General features: G+C 51.9%; 18 protein-coding genes. 12 read left to right on the top strand and 6 right to left on the bottom strand.

Annotated elements, in window-relative coordinates:
- Nucleotides 1-80: 80 nt before the first annotated feature.
- The 4 genes from ectA to CJO09_RS13175 all read right to left on the bottom strand — a co-directional run bounded on the left by ectA (nucleotide 81) and on the right by CJO09_RS13175 (nucleotide 3,838).
- Nucleotides 81-629: a diaminobutyrate acetyltransferase gene (gene ectA / locus CJO09_RS13190; protein ID WP_245961339.1), complete on the bottom strand. Its 549-nt coding sequence runs from the start codon at nucleotides 627-629 to the stop codon at nucleotides 81-83.
- Nucleotides 629-1,174, bottom strand: a complete 546-nt coding sequence (locus tag CJO09_RS13185) for a MarR family winged helix-turn-helix transcriptional regulator (protein WP_391523639.1) — start codon at nucleotides 1,172-1,174, stop codon at nucleotides 629-631. The genes ectA and CJO09_RS13185 overlap by 1 nt, the downstream gene beginning before the upstream one ends.
- 328 nt (nucleotides 1,175-1,502) lie before the next feature.
- On the bottom strand, nucleotides 1,503-2,960 hold the full coding sequence (gene tldD / locus CJO09_RS13180; protein ID WP_119442770.1) for a metalloprotease TldD: 1,458 nt from the start codon (nucleotides 2,958-2,960) through the stop codon (nucleotides 1,503-1,505).
- Between the two features lie 59 nt (nucleotides 2,961-3,019).
- On the bottom strand, nucleotides 3,020-3,838 hold the full coding sequence (locus CJO09_RS13175) for a carbon-nitrogen hydrolase family protein (protein ID WP_119442769.1): 819 nt from the start codon (nucleotides 3,836-3,838) through the stop codon (nucleotides 3,020-3,022).
- A gap of 140 nt (nucleotides 3,839-3,978) precedes the next feature.
- Here CJO09_RS13175 and CJO09_RS13170 point away from each other — a divergent pair, with 140 nt between their 5' ends.
- Nucleotides 3,979-4,347, top strand: a complete 369-nt coding sequence (locus CJO09_RS13170; RefSeq protein ID WP_119442768.1) for an H-NS histone family protein — start codon at nucleotides 3,979-3,981, stop codon at nucleotides 4,345-4,347.
- 1 nt (nucleotide 4,348) lies between these two features.
- Here the strand turns inward: CJO09_RS13170 and CJO09_RS13165 are convergent, their stop codons facing one another.
- Nucleotides 4,349-4,981, bottom strand: coding sequence for a DUF4136 domain-containing protein (locus CJO09_RS13165; RefSeq protein ID WP_119442887.1), 633 nt, complete (start codon nucleotides 4,979-4,981; stop codon nucleotides 4,349-4,351).
- 71 nt (nucleotides 4,982-5,052) lie between these two features.
- On the opposite strand from CJO09_RS13165, the gene pepN reads away from it, so the two are divergent.
- A complete protein-coding gene (gene pepN / locus CJO09_RS13160; RefSeq protein WP_119442767.1) occupies nucleotides 5,053-7,749 on the top strand; it encodes an aminopeptidase N in 2,697 nt (898 codons plus the stop codon).
- Nucleotides 7,750-7,795: 46 nt separating this feature from the next.
- Entirely contained in the window at nucleotides 7,796-8,806 is a 1,011-nt protein-coding gene (locus tag CJO09_RS13155; protein WP_119442766.1) for a class 1 fructose-bisphosphatase, read from the top strand.
- A 28-nt stretch (nucleotides 8,807-8,834) separates the two neighbouring features.
- Here CJO09_RS13155 and CJO09_RS13150 read toward each other — a convergent pair whose 3' ends face one another.
- Nucleotides 8,835-10,328, bottom strand: a complete 1,494-nt coding sequence (locus CJO09_RS13150; protein WP_119442765.1) for a helicase HerA-like C-terminal domain-containing protein — start codon at nucleotides 10,326-10,328, stop codon at nucleotides 8,835-8,837.
- 132 nt (nucleotides 10,329-10,460) lie between these two features.
- On the opposite strand from CJO09_RS13150, the gene CJO09_RS13145 reads away from it, so the two are divergent.
- Genes CJO09_RS13145 through CJO09_RS13105 form a run of 9 tightly spaced genes read left to right on the top strand, consistent with a single transcriptional unit; the run spans nucleotide 10,461 to nucleotide 18,063 of the window.
- Nucleotides 10,461-11,195: a YebC/PmpR family DNA-binding transcriptional regulator gene (locus CJO09_RS13145; protein WP_114420934.1), complete on the top strand. Its 735-nt coding sequence runs from the start codon at nucleotides 10,461-10,463 to the stop codon at nucleotides 11,193-11,195.
- A gap of 51 nt (nucleotides 11,196-11,246) precedes the next feature.
- On the top strand, nucleotides 11,247-12,536 hold the full coding sequence (purD, locus tag CJO09_RS13140) for a phosphoribosylamine--glycine ligase (protein WP_119442764.1): 1,290 nt from the start codon (nucleotides 11,247-11,249) through the stop codon (nucleotides 12,534-12,536).
- Nucleotides 12,537-12,561: 25 nt separating this feature from the next.
- The gene (gene hemF, locus CJO09_RS13135; protein WP_119442763.1) at nucleotides 12,562-13,470 is read left to right on the top strand and encodes an oxygen-dependent coproporphyrinogen oxidase; all 909 of its coding nucleotides are present in this window, start codon (nucleotides 12,562-12,564) and stop codon (nucleotides 13,468-13,470) included.
- Nucleotides 13,461-14,057 carry a nicotinate (nicotinamide) nucleotide adenylyltransferase gene (gene nadD, locus CJO09_RS13130; protein WP_119442762.1) on the top strand — a complete coding sequence of 199 codons (597 nt, stop codon included), beginning with the start codon at nucleotides 13,461-13,463 and terminating at the stop codon, nucleotides 14,055-14,057. The genes hemF and nadD overlap by 10 nt, the downstream gene beginning before the upstream one ends.
- A gap of 35 nt (nucleotides 14,058-14,092) precedes the next feature.
- The gene (gene rsfS / locus CJO09_RS13125) at nucleotides 14,093-14,491 is read left to right on the top strand and encodes a ribosome silencing factor (RefSeq protein WP_119442761.1); all 399 of its coding nucleotides are present in this window, start codon (nucleotides 14,093-14,095) and stop codon (nucleotides 14,489-14,491) included.
- A complete protein-coding gene (rlmH, locus tag CJO09_RS13120; RefSeq protein WP_119442760.1) occupies nucleotides 14,488-14,958 on the top strand; it encodes a 23S rRNA (pseudouridine(1915)-N(3))-methyltransferase RlmH in 471 nt (156 codons plus the stop codon). The genes rsfS and rlmH overlap by 4 nt, the downstream gene beginning before the upstream one ends.
- A 29-nt stretch (nucleotides 14,959-14,987) precedes the next feature.
- Nucleotides 14,988-16,424 carry a pyruvate kinase gene (pyk, locus tag CJO09_RS13115; protein WP_119442759.1) on the top strand — a complete coding sequence of 479 codons (1,437 nt, stop codon included), beginning with the start codon at nucleotides 14,988-14,990 and terminating at the stop codon, nucleotides 16,422-16,424.
- A 1-nt stretch (nucleotide 16,425) separates the two neighbouring features.
- A complete protein-coding gene (locus CJO09_RS13110) occupies nucleotides 16,426-17,031 on the top strand; it encodes a Maf family protein (RefSeq protein ID WP_119442758.1) in 606 nt (201 codons plus the stop codon).
- Nucleotides 17,032-17,070: 39 nt separating this feature from the next.
- A complete protein-coding gene (locus tag CJO09_RS13105; RefSeq protein ID WP_119442757.1) occupies nucleotides 17,071-18,063 on the top strand; it encodes a serine hydrolase in 993 nt (330 codons plus the stop codon).
- Nucleotides 18,064-18,182 lie beyond the last annotated feature (119 nt).

The raw sequence follows: 18,182 nt of genomic DNA, 5'->3' as shown, positions 1-18,182 counted from the left end.
CTCGTTAAAATTAAAATTTGATGATCTCAGTAACTTAACCGGCCGGTAACCCGGCTCTTTTTACTGATCACACGGCACAATTACTTTTCAGTAAACGGGCCAATTCGCAACAAACGCTCATCTTCATGCGCCTGCTCACCAAAATGATGCCCTTCAAACAAGGCAGTTTCATTAATTTCGGTACCCGCCTTGCGCGCCAGCGAGGCAAACATGCCACGAGACGCTGCGTTATCAGGGCCGACGGTTGTCTCTACAAACCGAATGTTTTGTAAACCCGGCCGCTGCAAGATTTCTTGCAACATTGATTTGCCCAAACCCAAGCCCCGGCCACGCTCATGTACGGCCACCTGCCAAACAAAAAGCACATCCGGCGTTTTGGGCGGTACATAGGCGGAGACAAACCCCACAATTTCATTGTCGAGCTCGGCTACGACACAGGTGTCGGTAAAGTGATGTGATAAAAGCAAATACACATACACTGAATTGACATCGAGGGGGGGACTTGCCGTAATAAGCGCATGAACGGCCTTGGCGTCATCCAGATTTGGCGCGCGCAATACCGGTTGTGTCTTGTTGGCCGGCTGCGCGCTGGTTCGCGACGCAACCTCTTCCTTATTGTTTATTGTCATCATTGCTCTTCAACTTCCAGGCCTGTTGCTGCCGTATCCAGGCCAGTTTCAGGTACTTCCAAAATGGGTGAAGCCAGTTCACCGGCAGGCTCAGGGGGTGCAACGCCGCGTGACTCCATGAGATCGACAATACGCTCAAGAGACAAAGTAATAGTGGCTTGCTCAAGCTCGGGTAATTCGTTCAAGGAGTCGGCCAACTTTTGCTGCAATGGGGAAGGCGTTCCTTTTGCCAACGCTATGCCCGCTTCCGTGGCCGACACAAAAACAATGCGTCGATCTTCACGCCCCCGTTCACGACGAATCAGCCCTTTATCTTCCAGGCGATCAAGAATGCCGACCACCGTACTCGCACTCACATGCACTTCCCGGCTAATTGCCGTTGCCGTGAGCGGGCCACTTTCGGCAATGGCTCGCAAACAAAGAAGCTGAGGCGCCGTGATATTGCTAACGGCGGACAACTGGCGTGAGTGCAGCGCCACTGCACGTGTGATGCGACGTAACGCACGCAAGATGCGTATATCGTACGGCTGTACAGTTTCAGGCATATTCGTCATAGTACGAAAGACTTCACTAAAATTAATTCGTACTGAAATCATATGGGGAATAAATATTCTTGTCAACCCCGAATCAAATTAAACTCCAAAAATGCTATACGAATGCGCTTTCTTACCGCCAACTTAACGGAAGTTAAATATATTTAACTGAAAATAAAAAAGGGTTTGCGCTTTACAACAAGCGCAAACCCTTGTAACAAAAAATAAAATCGGAGCAATAAGCGGTTTATGCAGACAAATTATTCATTGAGGTCGAATCATTTGGGTGCGGCACAAATCATTTAATACTTAAGCAAACTAATTGAACACCGTGTACCACTCAACCTGTTCCGCCCACGGTTAAACCATCAATACGAATCGTGGGCATTCCAACCCCAACAGGAACACTCTGCCCTTCTTTGCCGCACGTACCCACACCTGAGTCGAGCGCCATGTCGTTGCCGACCATGCCCACTTTAGTCATTGCGTCCGGCCCATTACCGATAAGCGTCGCGCCTTTCACAGGTCGCGTAACTTTTCCGTTCTCGATCAAATAAGCCTCAGACGCAGAAAAAACAAACTTACCGCTGGTGATATCGACCTGCCCACCACCAAAATTCGCTGCGTATAAACCTTTCTTGACTGACCGCACAATCTCTTCGGGTGGCGCATCCCCCCCCAGCATAAAGGTATTGGTCATGCGCGGCATAGGTAGATGCGCAAATGATTCACGTCGTCCGTTACCGGTTACCGGCACCCCCATTAAACGCGCATTCATGGAATCTTGCATATACCCACGCAAAATACCATCTTCGATAAGGACATTACGCTGGGTGGGATTGCCTTCGTCGTCGATATTCAGTGAACCCCGGCGCCCTGCCAACGTGCCGTCGTCAACAACCGTGACACCTTTCGATGCCACACGCTTTCCAATGCGGCCTGAGAAAATACTGGATTCTTTGCGATTGAAATCGCCTTCGAGCCCATGCCCCACCGCTTCGTGCAGCAAAATGCCAGGCCAACCCGACCCCAATACAACAGTCATTTCTCCCGCCGGTGCGGCTACCGCTTCAAGGTTGGTTAACGCCTCGCCGGCAGCACGATGTGCATAGTTTTTAAGCACGTCGTCTGTGAAGTACTCAAGCCCGGAACGCCCACCACCGCCGGCGTGGCCCATTTCGCGGCGACCATTGCGCTCGGCAATCACGGTGAGAGACAAACGCACCAACGGGCGAACATCGGCAACAAGGCGGCCATCGCTGCCGGCCACCATAATAACGTCGTATTCCGCACCCAAGCCCGCCATAACCTGAACAATAGCCGGGTTAACCGCCCGAGCCATGGCTTCCACGCGTTCAAGCAAGGCCACTTTCTCAGGCGCCGGCAACGTATTTACAGGATCGATAAAGGGATACAAACTGGTGGATGGTGTAATTAAATTACCGTCCATTTTCTGTGTGCCGCCCCCTTTGCGCCCGATGCTTTTCACCGCCTTGGCCGATGACAACAACGCCTCGGGGGATAATGAATCGGAATACGCAAAGGCCGTTTTATCACCACTAATGGCACGAACACCAACACCCTGGCTAATTGAAAAACTGCCGGTTTTTACAATGCCCTCTTCAAGACTCCAGCCCTCACTTCGTGTGTACTGGAAATACAAGTCGGCGTAATCGACCTGGCGTGAAAAAATCTCGGCCAGCGCTCGCGACATGTGGTCTTCGTTAAGCTCCCATGGGTCGAGCAGCAACGATTTGGCTGTTGCCAGTGCCTCAATACCCGGATCCGCTACTTTCATAAATTCAGCCAATTAATATGCATTAACAAATAAATCTTCCAATATGGGAAAACACATCATCATAGTACCCGATGCTGAAGTGCGGGCAAGGCGGTTCGAACTTCAGATAAACGTGTTTGGTTAATAGCGCCCGACACTACACCAGGCCCTTCCGGCAAGCACGCCAGCACTTCACCCCAGGGGTCAATCAACATGGAATGACCCCAGGTTCGGCGACCGTTCTCGTGTTTGCCGCCTTGAGCCGCACCCAACACATAACACTGGTTCTCAACCGCGCGGGCACGCAGCAGCATTTCCCAGTGTGCCGACCCCGTAGTGTAAGTAAAAGCCGCCGGCACCAGAATCAAGTTCACGTTACCCAGAGCACGATACAACTCGGGAAAGCGCAAATCGTAGCAGATCGACAAACCCACCTTGCCACAGGGTGCATCGAACGATTGCGGTGCATTTTCGCCCGGCCTGATTGAAACGGATTCGTCGTAGGCTTCAGTGCCTTTTTTGAACCCAAACAAATGAATTTTGTCATAACGAGCCACGCGACGCCCTTGCGGGTCAAATACCAGTGTTGTGTTATAGATGCGGCTGGATTCCCCTGTTACAAGAGGGACGGTACCACCCACAATCCAAACACCGTGCCGCTGGGCCTGATCGGCCAAAAATTGCTGAATTGGACCATTGTCGAGTGGCTCGCCAATGTCAACTTTGTCATGATCATTTTTACCCATTAAACAAAAATACTCAGGTAACACAAGTAATTGCGCCCCCTTTTCCACCGCTTCGGAAATAAGTTCAGCCGCCTGCTGAATATTGTTTTTTACACTGGTTGTTGAAACTGTTTGCAGTGCGGCAACCTGAAAACTCTGCTGGAGTTCGACCATAAAACACCTTGCTCAATATTTTGTATCGGTTTTCATATTAATAAATAAAGATTTTCTTTATTTATTAACAAACAAATAATAAGTTAAAATTTTCCATGTTTTTTTAGTGAATTAATAATTATTACCACAAGGCAAAATTAATGACTCGTGAATCTTATGCTTCGCTACAACAGAAAATAGAAAAAGAAATTCAGAAACTGAAAAAACAGGCGGAAGCGCTAAAGGCAAAACAACGCACTCCCGTCATTAAAGATATCGTCCGGAAAATGCGTGAATACGACATCACGCCCGACGACATTACGAAAGCTTTCTCAAAAACAAAAGAAACCGGCAAACGCGCGCCCAATGTCAGCAATGGTAAATCACGCGGCGTCGTGCCGCCGAAATATCGCCACCCTGAAACCGGCGCCACCTGGACCGGGCGAGGCAAAGCGCCCCGTTGGATTTCCAATGCCGAATCACAAGGCCATTCGCGCGATACCTTTTTAATTAAGCCAAACAACCAATAAATTAATCGATGGTATAGCTTATATCGCGCACACTGCCATTATTCGCCGGAAAGCCATCGAATATCGCATTGGTTAAATAAGGCATAACGGCCGGCAGGTTATCACTTTCGGTTATTACTACTGCAGTTGATCTATATACCTCTGCGCCGTCGAGCTCGTTATCTTTAATAATGACCGTCAGGCTGTTTTTAAATGTCGTCACCGGCGTATTAATAACCGGTGGCGAATAAAACATGCCGCCGCCAAAGCCATACGGCCCCCCGTAATAACCTGCCCACGGCCCAAAAAACGGGCCCGGAAAGTAGGGTTCGGCAAATTGCTGCACCCAACTCTGGCTCATTGGATTATCGTAGCTGAACGAAACAACAAAACGTGCCTCAGAGGGGTTGCCGGCCTCTACCAACCCGGTGCGGCCAATCGAAGCTCGAATCATGTCTGCGAAAGACTGATACTCAAGATTACTGTCCTGGCCGGCCATCGGCGCTACTGTATATTTTTGGCCTGGCGCATCCTCCGGCCATTTTTCGTAGGTTGTCACACGTGCGGAAATTGACGAGGCGCATCCAGCTAACATCAACAATGCCAGCAGCCCCGCACAAAAACGACCTAACATCGGCCAACGATTAACGCCCATTTGCTTCTCCAAAACACCGCACACAACAAACATTACAATAAACCGATTAATACAATACATCGATTAAATTTATGCGTACAGATACTGCCCCCACCATTTATCGACACGACTATCAGCCCTACGCTTATCGCGTTAAATCCACCCGACTATGTTTCGAGCTGGATGAAAACGTAACCACCGTCGTTTCAACACTTGATATTGAACGCACCGGAACCACACCCGTTCCCCTCATACTGAATGGGGAACATCTGGAACTCATCAGCATTGAAGTAAACGGTTCACCTCTGTCGGAAAATGATTATCGATTAGACACCGAGACGCTGACGCTGTTCCCGGAAAGCACGTCATTCTCGCTGCAAATTACAAACCGTTGCAAACCGATAGACAACTCCAGCTTGATGGGCCTTTATGTTTCAGGAAAAAGCCTTTTTACGCAGTGCGAAGCTGAAGGTTTTCGTCGTATCACGTGGTTTCCTGATCGTCCCGATGTCATGTCGCGTTTTACGGTCACGCTGCGCGCCGACGCCAAACGCTATCCTCTGCTTTTGTCCAACGGCAATCTTATTTCGCAGACGGACCTTGCCAACGGGCGCCACGAAGCGGTGTGGGAAGACCCACACCCCAAACCATGCTACTTGTTTGCGTTGGTTGCAGGCGATTTTGATTGCCGTGAAACGCGCATTAAGACGGCCGAAGGTCGTGAAGCGCTGTTGCAGGTCTACTGCGACAAAGGTGATTTAGGTAAAACCGCGTGGGCATTGCAATGCCTTGAACGTTCAGTAAGGTGGGACGAACAACGATTTGGCCTGCCACTCGACCTTGATCGCTTTATGATTGTGGCCGCACGCGACTTCAATATGGGTGCTATGGAGAATAAAGGCCTTAACGTGTTTAATTCGGCTTACGTGCTGGCCGACCCCGATACCGCTACCGATGCCAGTTACGAGGCCATTGAAAGTGTTATTGGGCATGAATATTTCCACAACTGGACGGGTAACCGCGTTACATGCCGCGATTGGTTCCAACTCTCTCTGAAAGAAGGTTTAACCGTCTTTCGTGACCAGGAGTTTTCAGCCGATATGATGGCGGCATCGCTTCCCGAAAAAGAAGCAGTCAGCGCGCGCGCCGTAAAACGCATCGACGACGTTGTGGCCCTTCGAACGGCTCAGTTCCCTGAAGATGCCGGCCCTATGGCGCACCCCATTCGGCCCGAAAGCTACCAGGAAATTGGTAATTTCTACACCGCCACTGTGTATGAAAAAGGAGCGGAAGTCATTCGCATGCAACATACGCTGTTGGGGGAAGAAGGTTTTCAGGCCGGCATGCAAACGTATTTTCGCCGTCATGACGGCCAGGCGGTTACCTGCGACGACTTCGTCGACGCCATGGACACTGTGTATCGCGCACGCAATCCGGGCAAAGACATGTCCGTTTTCCGACGCTGGTATTCACAGGCGGGCACGCCACGCGTTAACGTAAGCATTAACCACGACGCAGCAAACCAGTCGTGCAGCATTACATTATCGCAACGCTGCGAGCCTGTTGGCGTAGAAAAACGCCGGAACCCACCGGTTGAAAAACCACCGTTACATATTCCGTTTGCGCTTGGGCTGCTCAGCCCCGAGGGCACACCCATTCCACTGCAAAACGGTTCAGACACAACCGACACCCTTGTTTTAGACCTCACGGAACACACTCAAAGCTGGACGTTTAAAAACGTACCGGGCCGACCCGTTCCCTCTTTACTGCGTCACTTTTCCGCACCGGTTATTGTGGAATACGATTACCGGAATGACGAGTTGGCTTTACTGGCACGCTTTGATACCGACCCTTTCGCGCGATGGGAGGCCGGCCAGGAACTGGCAACGCGTTACCTGCTCGCGCAAGTTTCTGAGAACATAACCAATAACGCACCTGAACTGGCTTTGCTGGTTGAAACATGGCAAACACTGGCTAGCGATGACACGCTGAGTGCTGCATACCTTGCACGAGCCCTTGTACTGCCATCGGAACGCATTCTGCTTGAAAAGTGCAAACCGGCCGACCCTCAAGCGATTGTCGCTGCACGCAACGCCTTGCGGGCGGAGCTGGGTATTGCGTTGCAAGACATTTGGCAAAGCCACTATCAAAATCTCAGTGAAACGCTCAATAAATCAAGCTATGCCCCCAACCCACTCCAGGCTGGGCAACGGGCGCTAAGAAACTGCGCGCTCAGCTACCTGGTAACAGGCCAGCCGCAGAAATATCTTGATCTGGCCGTAAAGCAGTACGAAGGGGCAACAAACATGACTGAGCGCATGGGAAGCTTAAGTACCATTGTTCACCAAGACTCTGTCCAAACAATCCAAAAAGCGCTCGCCTCTTTTTATTCGCGTTATGAAAACAACCCCCTGGTTATTGATCGCTGGTTTGCGCTACAAGCGACTGCCGCCTCTACCGATGTCGACACGGTGCGGTCACTTATGACGCACCCCGCATTCACAATGCGCAACCCGAACCGTGCCCGCGCATTATTGTTTCAATTTTGCCTGAACAACTTAAAAGGCGTGCACAGTCAAGCCGGATACGCATTTTGGGCCGAACAGGTGCTGGCACTCGATGCGATTAATCCCGAGATTGCCGCGCGCCTGGCCCGTGCCTTCGATAACTGGCGCAGATTTGCACCAGCGTATCGAGACGCCATTGAAACCGCACTTAAGAAAATTCAAGCCCATCCAACGCTTTCCCGCAATGTGTCAGAAATTATTAATAAAGCGCTGGAGCTTTAATTCCCTATTTTCCCATTGCCCCACCCAAAGGCAGGAGCCCTAAAAGATGAAACGTAAAACGCTTACTCAATACCTGGTCGAACAACAACGCATGGAACAAGCAGTCTCGGCCGAAGTGCGCTTATTAATTGAAACGGTTGCCCGGGCTTGCAAAGCCATTGCCCACGCAGTAGGTAAAGGCGCTTTAGGCGGGGTATTGGGAAGTCTTGACAGTGAAAATGTGCAGGGTGAAGTACAAAAGAAACTCGATGTTCTGTCGAATGAAATATTGCTGGAAGCGAATGAATGGGGCGGCCATCTGGCAGCCATGGCTTCCGAAGAAATGGAAACCTTGCACCGCATTCCTAACCGCTACCCTAAAGGCGAATATCTTTTGCTCTTTGATCCGCTGGATGGTTCTTCCAATATCGACGTAAACGTTTCTATTGGAACAATATTCTCGGTATTGCAGGCACCTGCCGACGCCGCCGGCCGCGACATAGAGGAAAGCGACTTTCTTCAGCCCGGCAATAAACAGGTTGCGGCCGGCTACGCCGTTTACGGGCCGCAAAGCATGCTGGTTCTAACCGTCGGAACGGGCGTCGTGGGCTTTACGCTGGATCGGGAAATGGGAACATGGGTGCTTACCCATGAAGACATGACTATTCCGGAAGAGACGTCGGAATTCGCCATTAATATGTCGAATATGCGGCATTGGGAAGAGCCGGTAAAACTGTACATTAACGATTGTCTGGCCGGCAGCACGGGGCCACTGGGCAAAGACTACAACATGCGTTGGATTGCCTCAATGGTCGCCGATGTCCACCGCATCATGACACGAGGTGGTATTTTCATGTACCCGCGCGATGCCCGCCCTTCGGGTCGCAAAGGCAAGTTACGCTTAATGTACGAAGCCAACCCAATGAGTTTCCTGGTGGAGCAGGCGGGTGGCGCCGCCACCGACGGCGATACACGTATTCTTGACATTAACCCCGAAGGGCTGCACCAGCGTGTGGGCGTTATCCTTGGGTCCAAAAATGAGGTCGAACGCGTAGGTCGTTATCACCTAGAAGACTGAGGCAAACTCAGTACCCGGCAACGCTCGTTCAACGCCCGCCTGTTAATGAACCCAACACGCCTCTTAACAGGCGGGTGGCGGCGCGCCGGGCCATACTTTTGGCAACCGATTGCACCACGCCGTCACGGCGTCCGCCCCGAGGCCCTGTACTACCAAACAGAAAATCGCTTACAGCCCCCATCACCCCACCCTCATCAGACGATGCCGCTTCAGTACCGTGTTGAGCCACCTGCCCTGGCTCCGCCTCAGCCCGCTGAGCCAGACGCTCATACGCAGACTCTCGGTCGACGGCACGTTCATACTTGCCACCCACCAGAGACGCATTACGAATTGCCTGACGCTCCTGTACGGTTGCCGGGCCAATCCGGCTACCCGGCGCCACCATCCAGGCTCTTTCCGTGATTGTCGGGCGCCCTTTTTCGTCGAGCAGCGAAACAAGCGCCTCCCCCACACCCAACTCGGTGATCGCCGCCTCAATGTCCAGATTGGGATTAACTCGCATGGTTTGAGCGGCGGCACGAACCGCCTTTTGATCTCTTGGCGTGTACGCACGCAGAGCGTGTTGCACACGATGCCCCAACTGCCCTAATACCGTATCGGGAATATCCAAAGGATTTTGCGTCACAAAATAAACACCAACCGCTTTGGAACGAATTAGCCGCGCCACTTGTTCGATCTTCTCTACCAACGCTTTGGGTGCATCGCTAAACAACAAATGCGCTTCATCGAAAAAGAAAACGAACTTCGGTTGCTCCAGGTCACCGACCTCAGGTAGTGCTTCATAGATTTCCGCCAACAGCCACAACAGAAAGACTCCATACAATCGCGGCGACTGCATTAAACGATCAGCCGCCAATATATTCACCATGCCCTGCCCCTGGGCATTGGTGCGAATCAAATCGTGAATATCCAGCATCGGCTCTCCGAAAAACTGCTCGGCGCCTTGTGACTCCAGACGCAGCAAACTGCGTTGAATGGCACCTATTGATGCAGAGGACACATTGCCATATTGGGTACGAAGTGTTTTGGCCCGGTCGGCAACGTCTTGCAACATAGCGCGCAAGTCTTTCAAGTCAAGTAGCAGATGACCTTCATCGTCGGCCACACGAAACACAAGATTCAACACCCCTTCCTGTGTATCATTCAGCTCCAGCATTCGCGCCAGCAACAACGGCCCCATATCGGACACTGTCGCGCGAACAGGGTGTCCGTTCTCGCCGAATACATCCCAGAACGTCACCGGGCACCCAGACCAGGCGGGTGTGGGAAGACCCAGCTTATCCAATCGGGCTTGCAGCTTTTCGCTGGGTTGGGCCGCCTGGGAAATACCGCTTAAATCGCCTTTGATGTCCGCCACAAAAACAGGCGTGCCGGCTTGCGAAAACGCCTGCGCCAAAACCTGTAACGACACCGTTTTTCCAGTACCGGTCGCTCCTGTGATACAACCATGTCTGTTAGCCATTTGGGGCAATAGCCGCAATTCAGTTGTGTTGTTTTTTGCGATAAGAATGGGTGTGGCCATAAAAGCTCCTGGAAGCAGCACAATCAAGCAACTTACACAATATTAAAGCGTTGCGCAGGTTTAATCTCGGTGTACCTGTCTGCACGCGTTAAAATTACAACCTTTACTTTATATAGAAAACAGATCACGCATATGGCCGGACACAGTAAATGGGCAAATATTCAGCACCGGAAAGGTCGTCAAGACGCCAAACGGGGCAAAATCTGGACCAAAATCATTCGTGAAATCACCGTTGCCGCAAGAATGGGCGGTGCCGACCCCGACAGCAACCCGCGTTTACGTCTTGCATGGGACAAGGCCACGGCCGCCAACATGCCTAAAGACAATATTCAGCGCGCCATCACCCGAGGCGCAGGAGGGGGCGATGACTCCAACTACGAAGAAATTCGTTATGAAGGCTATGGGGTAAACGGTGCCGCCGTCATTGTCGACTGCATGACCGATAACCGCATGCGTACCGTCGCAGAAGTGCGCCATGCTCTATCAAAGCATGGTGGTAATTTGGGCCAGGACGGCTCGGTTACCTTCATGTTCAAACATTGCGGACAATTCCTGTTTGCTCCCGGCACTTCTGAAGAAAAAGTCATGGAAATCGGGCTGGAAGCGGGCGCGGAAGACATCGAAACCGATGCCGACGGCATGATCGAAGTCATTTGCGAGCCCAGTGATTACGCCGCCGTAAAGAACGCGTTTCACGATGCCGGTCTTGAGCCTGAATGGCAGGAAATTATTATGAAGCCACTGAACGAAGTTGAGCTAACAGGCGACGATGCTGAAAAAATGCAAAAAATGATCGACGTCCTGGAAAGCCTGGATGACGTTCAGCAGGTCTATACCACTGCTGTGTTCAACGAAACAAGCGCTTGATGCAACAGGCTGTTCCCCCTATTACCGCTTACTCACTTTCGACTCCTTGTTATGAAACTTCTTGTTATTGGTAGCGGTGGCCGCGAACACGCGATCGCCTGGCGCTTGTCAAAATCACCTCGTGTACAACGAGTTTTCGTCGCTCCCGGAAACGGCGGGACCGCCACGACAGAGCTTCTTGAAAACCTTCCCTACACCAACGTTGACTCGCTTATTGAATTTGCTCGCAAAGAGAATATTGCCTACACGGTGGTGGGCCCGGAAGCGCCGCTCGCCGACGGAATTGTCGACGCTTTTCGAAAAGCCGGGCTGAAAATTTTTGGCCCAACCCGCCAGGCCGCTCAGCTTGAAAGCTCGAAAGACTATGCAAAAGCATTCATGATCAGACACAACATCCCCACCGCAGCCTATCAAACCTTCACCGACCCAGAGGCCGCCAAGACGTATATAAAAACTCAAGGGGCGCCTATTGTTGTTAAAGCAGACGGCTTGGCCGCAGGGAAAGGCGTAGTGGTCGCCACAAGCGAAAACGAGGCGCTGGATGCCGTCGAACAAATGCTGGGCGATGGAACATTCGGTGCTGCCGGCGCCCGTGTTGTTATCGAAGAATGCCTGGAAGGTGAAGAAGCCAGCTTTATTGTGATGTGCGACGACCAGCAAGTACTGGCTATGGCAACCAGCCAGGATCACAAACGCCTGAAAGACCACGACAAAGGACCAAACACCGGAGGCATGGGAGCCTACTCCGCCGCGCCCATCATTACCCCCGCCCTGCATAATCGGATCATGCGGGAAGTTATTCAGCCCACACTGCAAGGCATGGCCAAAGACGGCATACCCTACTCCGGCTTCCTTTATGCCGGCCTCATGATTGGCCCGGGAGCCGACAATGATCGCACCATTAAGGTACTGGAATTTAATTGCCGCATGGGTGACCCGGAAACCCAACCTATCATGATGAGGGTAAAAAGTGATCTGGCCAGTGTATTCGAGCATGCGGTTAACGGCACGCTGGAACAAGCTGAACTGGAGTGGGACCGGCGTACAGCACTGGGCGTCGTCATGGCCGCACACAACTACCCCGCAACGCCCCGCACAGGAGACGTCATTACCGACATACCCGAAAACACCGACGAATGTGTTGTGTTTCATGCAGGCACCAAACTGGAAGAGGGTGTGCTGAAAACCGCGGGTGGGCGCGTATTGTGCGTCACGGCTTTAGGTGAATCCGTTAAGCGTGCGCAAGATGCCGCGTACCAGGCCGTGCGGCAGACCCATTTCGATGGCTGCCAGTATCGTACTGATATCGGATGGCGCGCCCTGCCAACCGATACTCAGTAAGCGCCACACGTTACCAGGATCCAACATGGCTGTACCTATTTCCTCCGCTTACAATTATTTTCTCGACCTGCAATCACGCATTGTGAAGCGCCTGGAAGACGCCGGCGGCGATACTTTCCAAACCGACCATTGGAAGCGTGAAGAAGGCGGCGGCGGCATCTCCCGGCTGGTTGAGAACGGCAAGTTACTGGAACGCGCAGGGGTATTGTTCAGTCATGTGCAAGGTAAAACCTTGCCCCCGTCGGCCAGCGCTCATCGTCCCGAACTGGCTGGGCGTGCCTGGGAGGCCATGGGTGTTTCACTGGTATTGCACCCACGCAATCCCTATATCCCCACTACCCATATGAACGTGCGCGTATTCGTGGCGCGCGCACCCGATAACAGCAACGAAGATGACATTTTCTGGTTCGGCGGCGGACTCGACCTCACCCCCTACTACCCTTTTGAAGAAGACGCCAGGCATTTTCATCAGATCTGCGCGAATGCGCTGGCGCCTTTCGGCCCCGACAAATATCCCGCTTACAAAACCTGGTGCGACCAATATTTTTATCTGAAGCATCGAAAGGAAACTCGCGGGATTGGCGGTATTTTCTTCGACGATCTGAGCGAAAATGGATTCGAAAACAGTTTTGCCCTCGTTCAATCTGTCGGAAACTGCTTTCTGGATGCTTATATGCCCATTGTCGAAAAACGACGACACATGGAGTACGGCGAACACGAACGCGATTTTCAAGCTTATCGACGCGGTCGTTACGTTGAATTTAACCTGGTATTCGACCGCGGCACCCTATTTGGTTTACAGTCGGGGGGAAGGACCGAATCTATTTTGCTATCGATGCCCCCGTTGGCTACATGGCGATACAACTGGTCTCCCGAGCCCGGCACTCCGGAAGCGAAACTGGCAGAATTTTTAACACCACGCGAATGGATTTAAAAAAAATCGGACTTCTCGGCGGTAGCTTTGACCCTGTACACCGCGCCCACATTGCACTGGCCGAAACAGCCAGAAAGCATCTTGCGCTCGACGAAGTGCAACTGATTCCCGCCGCCGACCCCTGGCAACGCCCAGCCTTGAAAGCAAGCCGCCGACACCGCATGAAAATGCTGGATCTGGCCATTGCATCGTATCCGTTCCTGAACTTGAATACGGTTGAGGTCGATCGCGGCGGCAAAACCTACACAATCGATACGTTGGAAGGCTTGCCCAAAACCGCCCAATATTTTTGGATCCTGGGAACCGACCAATTACAGAACTTTTGTACCTGGCATCGATGGGAAGATATTCTCGCGTACGTCCATCTGGTTGTCGCCAATCGTCCGGGAACAGAGCCTGTTCCTCCCGAGCCGCTGATCAAGATGCTTGAAACGCTAAAAAAACCGCTTATCTCGCTTCCTTTTGAACCTATGCCTATTGCCGCAACCGAAATTCGTGATCTGCTTGCAGGCGGACAATCGGTTAACGACATGCTTGACCAGAACGTTCTCGCCTACATCCGGGAACATCACCTTTACCAAGCCTAACCGCATTCGTGCGCGGGCATCCTGATCCTTTTTACATGAACATTCAGAAATTGCAACGCCTTGTCATTGACGCCCTTGAAGACGTCAAGGCCCAAGACATTAAAGTCTTCAACACCACAGAAATCACCACGATGTTTGATCGCGTAGTACTGGCAACCGGTACCTCAAACCGCCAAACCCGCGCCTTGGCTGCCAGCGTGGCCGACGCGGCTCGTGAGCACAAAATTCCCATTGTTGCCTATGAGGGGCAGGACACCGGAGAATGGGTTCTGCTCGACATAGGGGATATTGTCGTTCATTGCATGCAGCCGGAAATTCGACGCTACTATAACCTGGAAGAAATTTGGGGTGGCAAACCCGTGCGGGTGAAACTTCTGCCACAATCCACACCGGTCGGCACCCCGGTGTACGACGATGAGTTGCCTGACACATGAGGCTTTGGGTGATTGCGGTAGGTACACGCATGCCACAATGGGTTACCGATGCTTGGCATGACTACGCGAAGCGACTTCCTCCCGACTGCAGTTTAGAGCTAAAAGAAATTAAACCCGAGTCGCGCACGAGCGGAAAATCTCCGGCACAACTAATGCAAGCCGAAGCCGACCGTATTCAAGCCGCCCTGCCAACTAACGCACTATCTATTGCACTGGATGAGCACGGGCGCGATATCACAACCGCCAAACTTGCTGTCGAACTCGAAAAATGGCGCGGCAGCGGCCGTGATGTCGCTTTTCTTATCGGCGGTCCCGACGGTCTGAACCCGAAGTTGAAACAACGTTGTGATAGTCTTATGCGGCTCTCTTCTTTAACGTTGCCACACCCGATGGTCAGGGTAGTGTTGGCCGAGCAACTGTATCGCGCCTGGGCCATCAACACCAACCACCCGTATCACCGGGCCTGATTTACATCAGTCATTATGGGGTTGTCTTCATGCAAAAACGCCGCACGAAAATTGTCGCCACCCTGGGGCCTGCAAGCTCAAGCCCGGAAGTCATTGAAAAACTGATTTTGGCGGGTATGGACGTAGCCCGGCTGAATTTTTCCCACGGCACCGCCGACGACCATCGTGAACGGGCGCAAACCGTTCGGGCCCTTGCGGCCCAACATAAAAAATGTGTCGCAATCATGGGTGACCTTCAAGGCCCCAAAATTCGTATTGCGCGCTTCAGCAACGGGCAGATTGAACTGGTTGCCGGCCAGCCGTTTACCCTATCGAACAAACATCCGCTCGAGGACGGCAATGAAAAAATTGTCGGTATCGACTATCCCACACTGATTCACGATTGCAAGCCTGGTGACGAACTTCTGCTGGACGACGGCCGCGTTGTCCTTGAGGTGAATCAAGTCGACGACCACGCCGTACACACTACGGTAACTCAAGGCGGGCCGCTGTCCAACAATAAGGGCATTAATCGCCGGGGCGGCGGAATCTCGGCGCCCAGCCTTACCGACAAAGACAAAGCCGATATTCAAACTATTGCCGAGCTTGAGCTTGATTATGTCGCCGTATCGTTTCCACGTCAGGGCAGCGATATTGAGGAGGCGCGGCATTTACTGGAAGCGGCGGGCAGTAAGGCCTGGATTATCGCAAAAATTGAACGCGCTGAAGCGGTGATCGACGACAACGCACTAGATGAACTGATCATGGCCAGCGACGGTGTTATGGTGGCCCGTGGCGACCTGGGGGTTGAAGTGGGCGATGCCCGTCTTGCGGGCATACAGAAAAGGATTATTCTGCACGCCCGCACTTACAACAAACTTGTTATTACCGCCACGCAAATGATGGAGTCAATGGTAAGCAGCCCATTACCCACGCGTGCGGAGGTATCCGATGTAGCCAATGCCGTACTCGACTACACCGATGCTGTCATGCTGTCGGCGGAATCAGCCTCGGGACGCTATCCGGTTGAGGCCGTGAAAGCCATGGCACGTGTCTGCCTGGGTGCTGAACAAGAGCCCGGCACAACGAAATCCCAACATCGGCTGGGTGAGACGTTTACTCGCTGTGATGAAACCATTGCATTATCGGCCATGTATGCGGCCAACCATTTTCACGGGATTAAAGCCATTGTAAGCCTCACCGAAAGTGGTCATACCCCTTTGATTATGTCGCGCATTCGGTCCGGCGTACCGATTTACTGTTACACATCGCACCCTGCTACAGAACGTCGCGTTGCCCTGTTCAGGGGCGTATACGCCCTACCTTTCGACACGCGCAGCATGGATCGCGAACAAGTCAGCGCGTCTGCTGTTGAAGCGTTGGTTGAAAGCGGGCAGTTGAATAAAGGTGAATGGGCCATTATCACCCGCGGCGACACGAATCAAGACGGCGGAACCAATACACTGCGCGTTGTATGCGCCGAATAATATGCCTGAACGTGAAATTTATCTTGCTTCGGCCAGCCCCAGGAGACATGAAATACTCAATCAAATGGGTATACAGCACCGTGTCCTCATTGTCCCGCCACCGCCCGGCGAAGACGAACCGCGTCTTGCAGGAGAATCCCCGAAGCATTACGTCATGCGTACGGCATCAGAAAAATCAGATCGCGCTCTAGCCTGGATAAAACATCAATCTTTACCTGTCTTACCCATTCTAACTGCAGACACCACGGTTGCGCTGGATGACATTATTCTGGGTAAGCCGGGCACATACGAAGAAGCCAAAAGCATGCTCACGCAACTTTCCGGCCATACCCATCAGGTTTATACCGCCGTCACGCTGGCGTTCAACGAACAACGCATCGATATTCTAAGTACTACTGCCGTGAGGTTTGCTCATCTTGATCGGCAAGATATAGAAACATACTGCAGAACCAACGAACCATGGGGCAAAGCCGGTGCATATGGCATACAGGGTAAAGCGTCGTGGTTCATAGAACATATCAGCGGCAGCTACAGTGGTGTTGTCGGTTTACCCATTTACGAAACCGGACAACTCCTGAAAAAAATGAACGAATCACAAGCCGTTTAAGCGTATACGCAGCACTTAACCTTTTCAGAGGAGACCTTTATGAAACGCAGAAGCGCATTAAAAGTTCTGGCAGGCAGTCTGTCAGCTCCGGTTGTTCTTCACGCCACGACGGCCAAAGCACATACAACAAGCAATCCAAAAAACAATGATAAATTTCGCCAGGCCCTGGAAAGTTTTGCACAAATTAACCCTGGACAGTCATCGGTTAGTCTCACCGTTCATGACCCCGACAGCACCTACAGATTCGATCATCTGGGCACCAAGCCGTTATTCGTGGGTAGCGCAGTTAAAACATATATTTTGGGACAGTATCTGCTGGATGTGGAAACTGGAAAACTCGACGAAAATGAGCGGCTTCAAGTTGGCCCAGCAGTCTGGTCTCCCGGAGGCGATGTACTGGTCGACGTGCAGGGCACCATCCCCGCGCGTAACGTGCTCGAAATGATGATCGCCCACAGTGACAATACGTCGACCGATATGGCCATCAAGCAAGTTGGCCCGGCACGGGTGCGGGAACTAATAAAAAAGCTGGGATTGCATCACACCCAAATACCCGACTCCACCCGTGTTTTATTTTCATATCTGAACGGCGCCCCTTCTGGCAAAGATTTGGGCTGGGACGGCATGCAAGCCATGGAAAAAGGCGAGTCATTCGGCCCCATTCGCGATCCTATTAATCCCGATCAAACCATGATGAGCACCGCGGAGGAAATGCGCGCGTGGTACGACTACGTTCTTTCCGGCAAGCTGTTTAAAGATGAAAGCACCTTGAAAGAGTTCAAACGTATATCGGCCATGGCCAATGCCATTCCCTCCTTAATGCCCGACGGCATTATGGGTTATGGCAAGGGGGGAAGTATTGTCTGGAACGATTTCAACTGCTTTACCATTGCAGGCCAAATGGTTATTCCCGGAACACGCACTGTCAATTTCTGCTTCATTACCAATTGGTCTGGCGCCGAATCCACTATTACACCCACGTTTGCGCAATTCGTAAAATACAGCTCGGAAATGATTTATTCTCTAGCTTAATTATTGTTTTTTCGTTCTTACAAAGTAAAACGCCCCAACATGTTTGATGTTGGGGCGTTTTGGTATAAGAGCCTGACGATGACCTACTTTCACAGATGTACATCCACTATCATCGGCGC

Origin of the sequence: Neopusillimonas maritima (assembly GCF_003576595.1) — a bacterium.
Taxonomy (GTDB): Bacteria; Pseudomonadota; Gammaproteobacteria; order Burkholderiales; family Burkholderiaceae_B; genus Neopusillimonas; species Neopusillimonas maritima.
The sequence above is the reverse complement of the archived record's forward strand: the minus strand, read 5'-3'. Positions and strand labels throughout refer to the sequence as shown.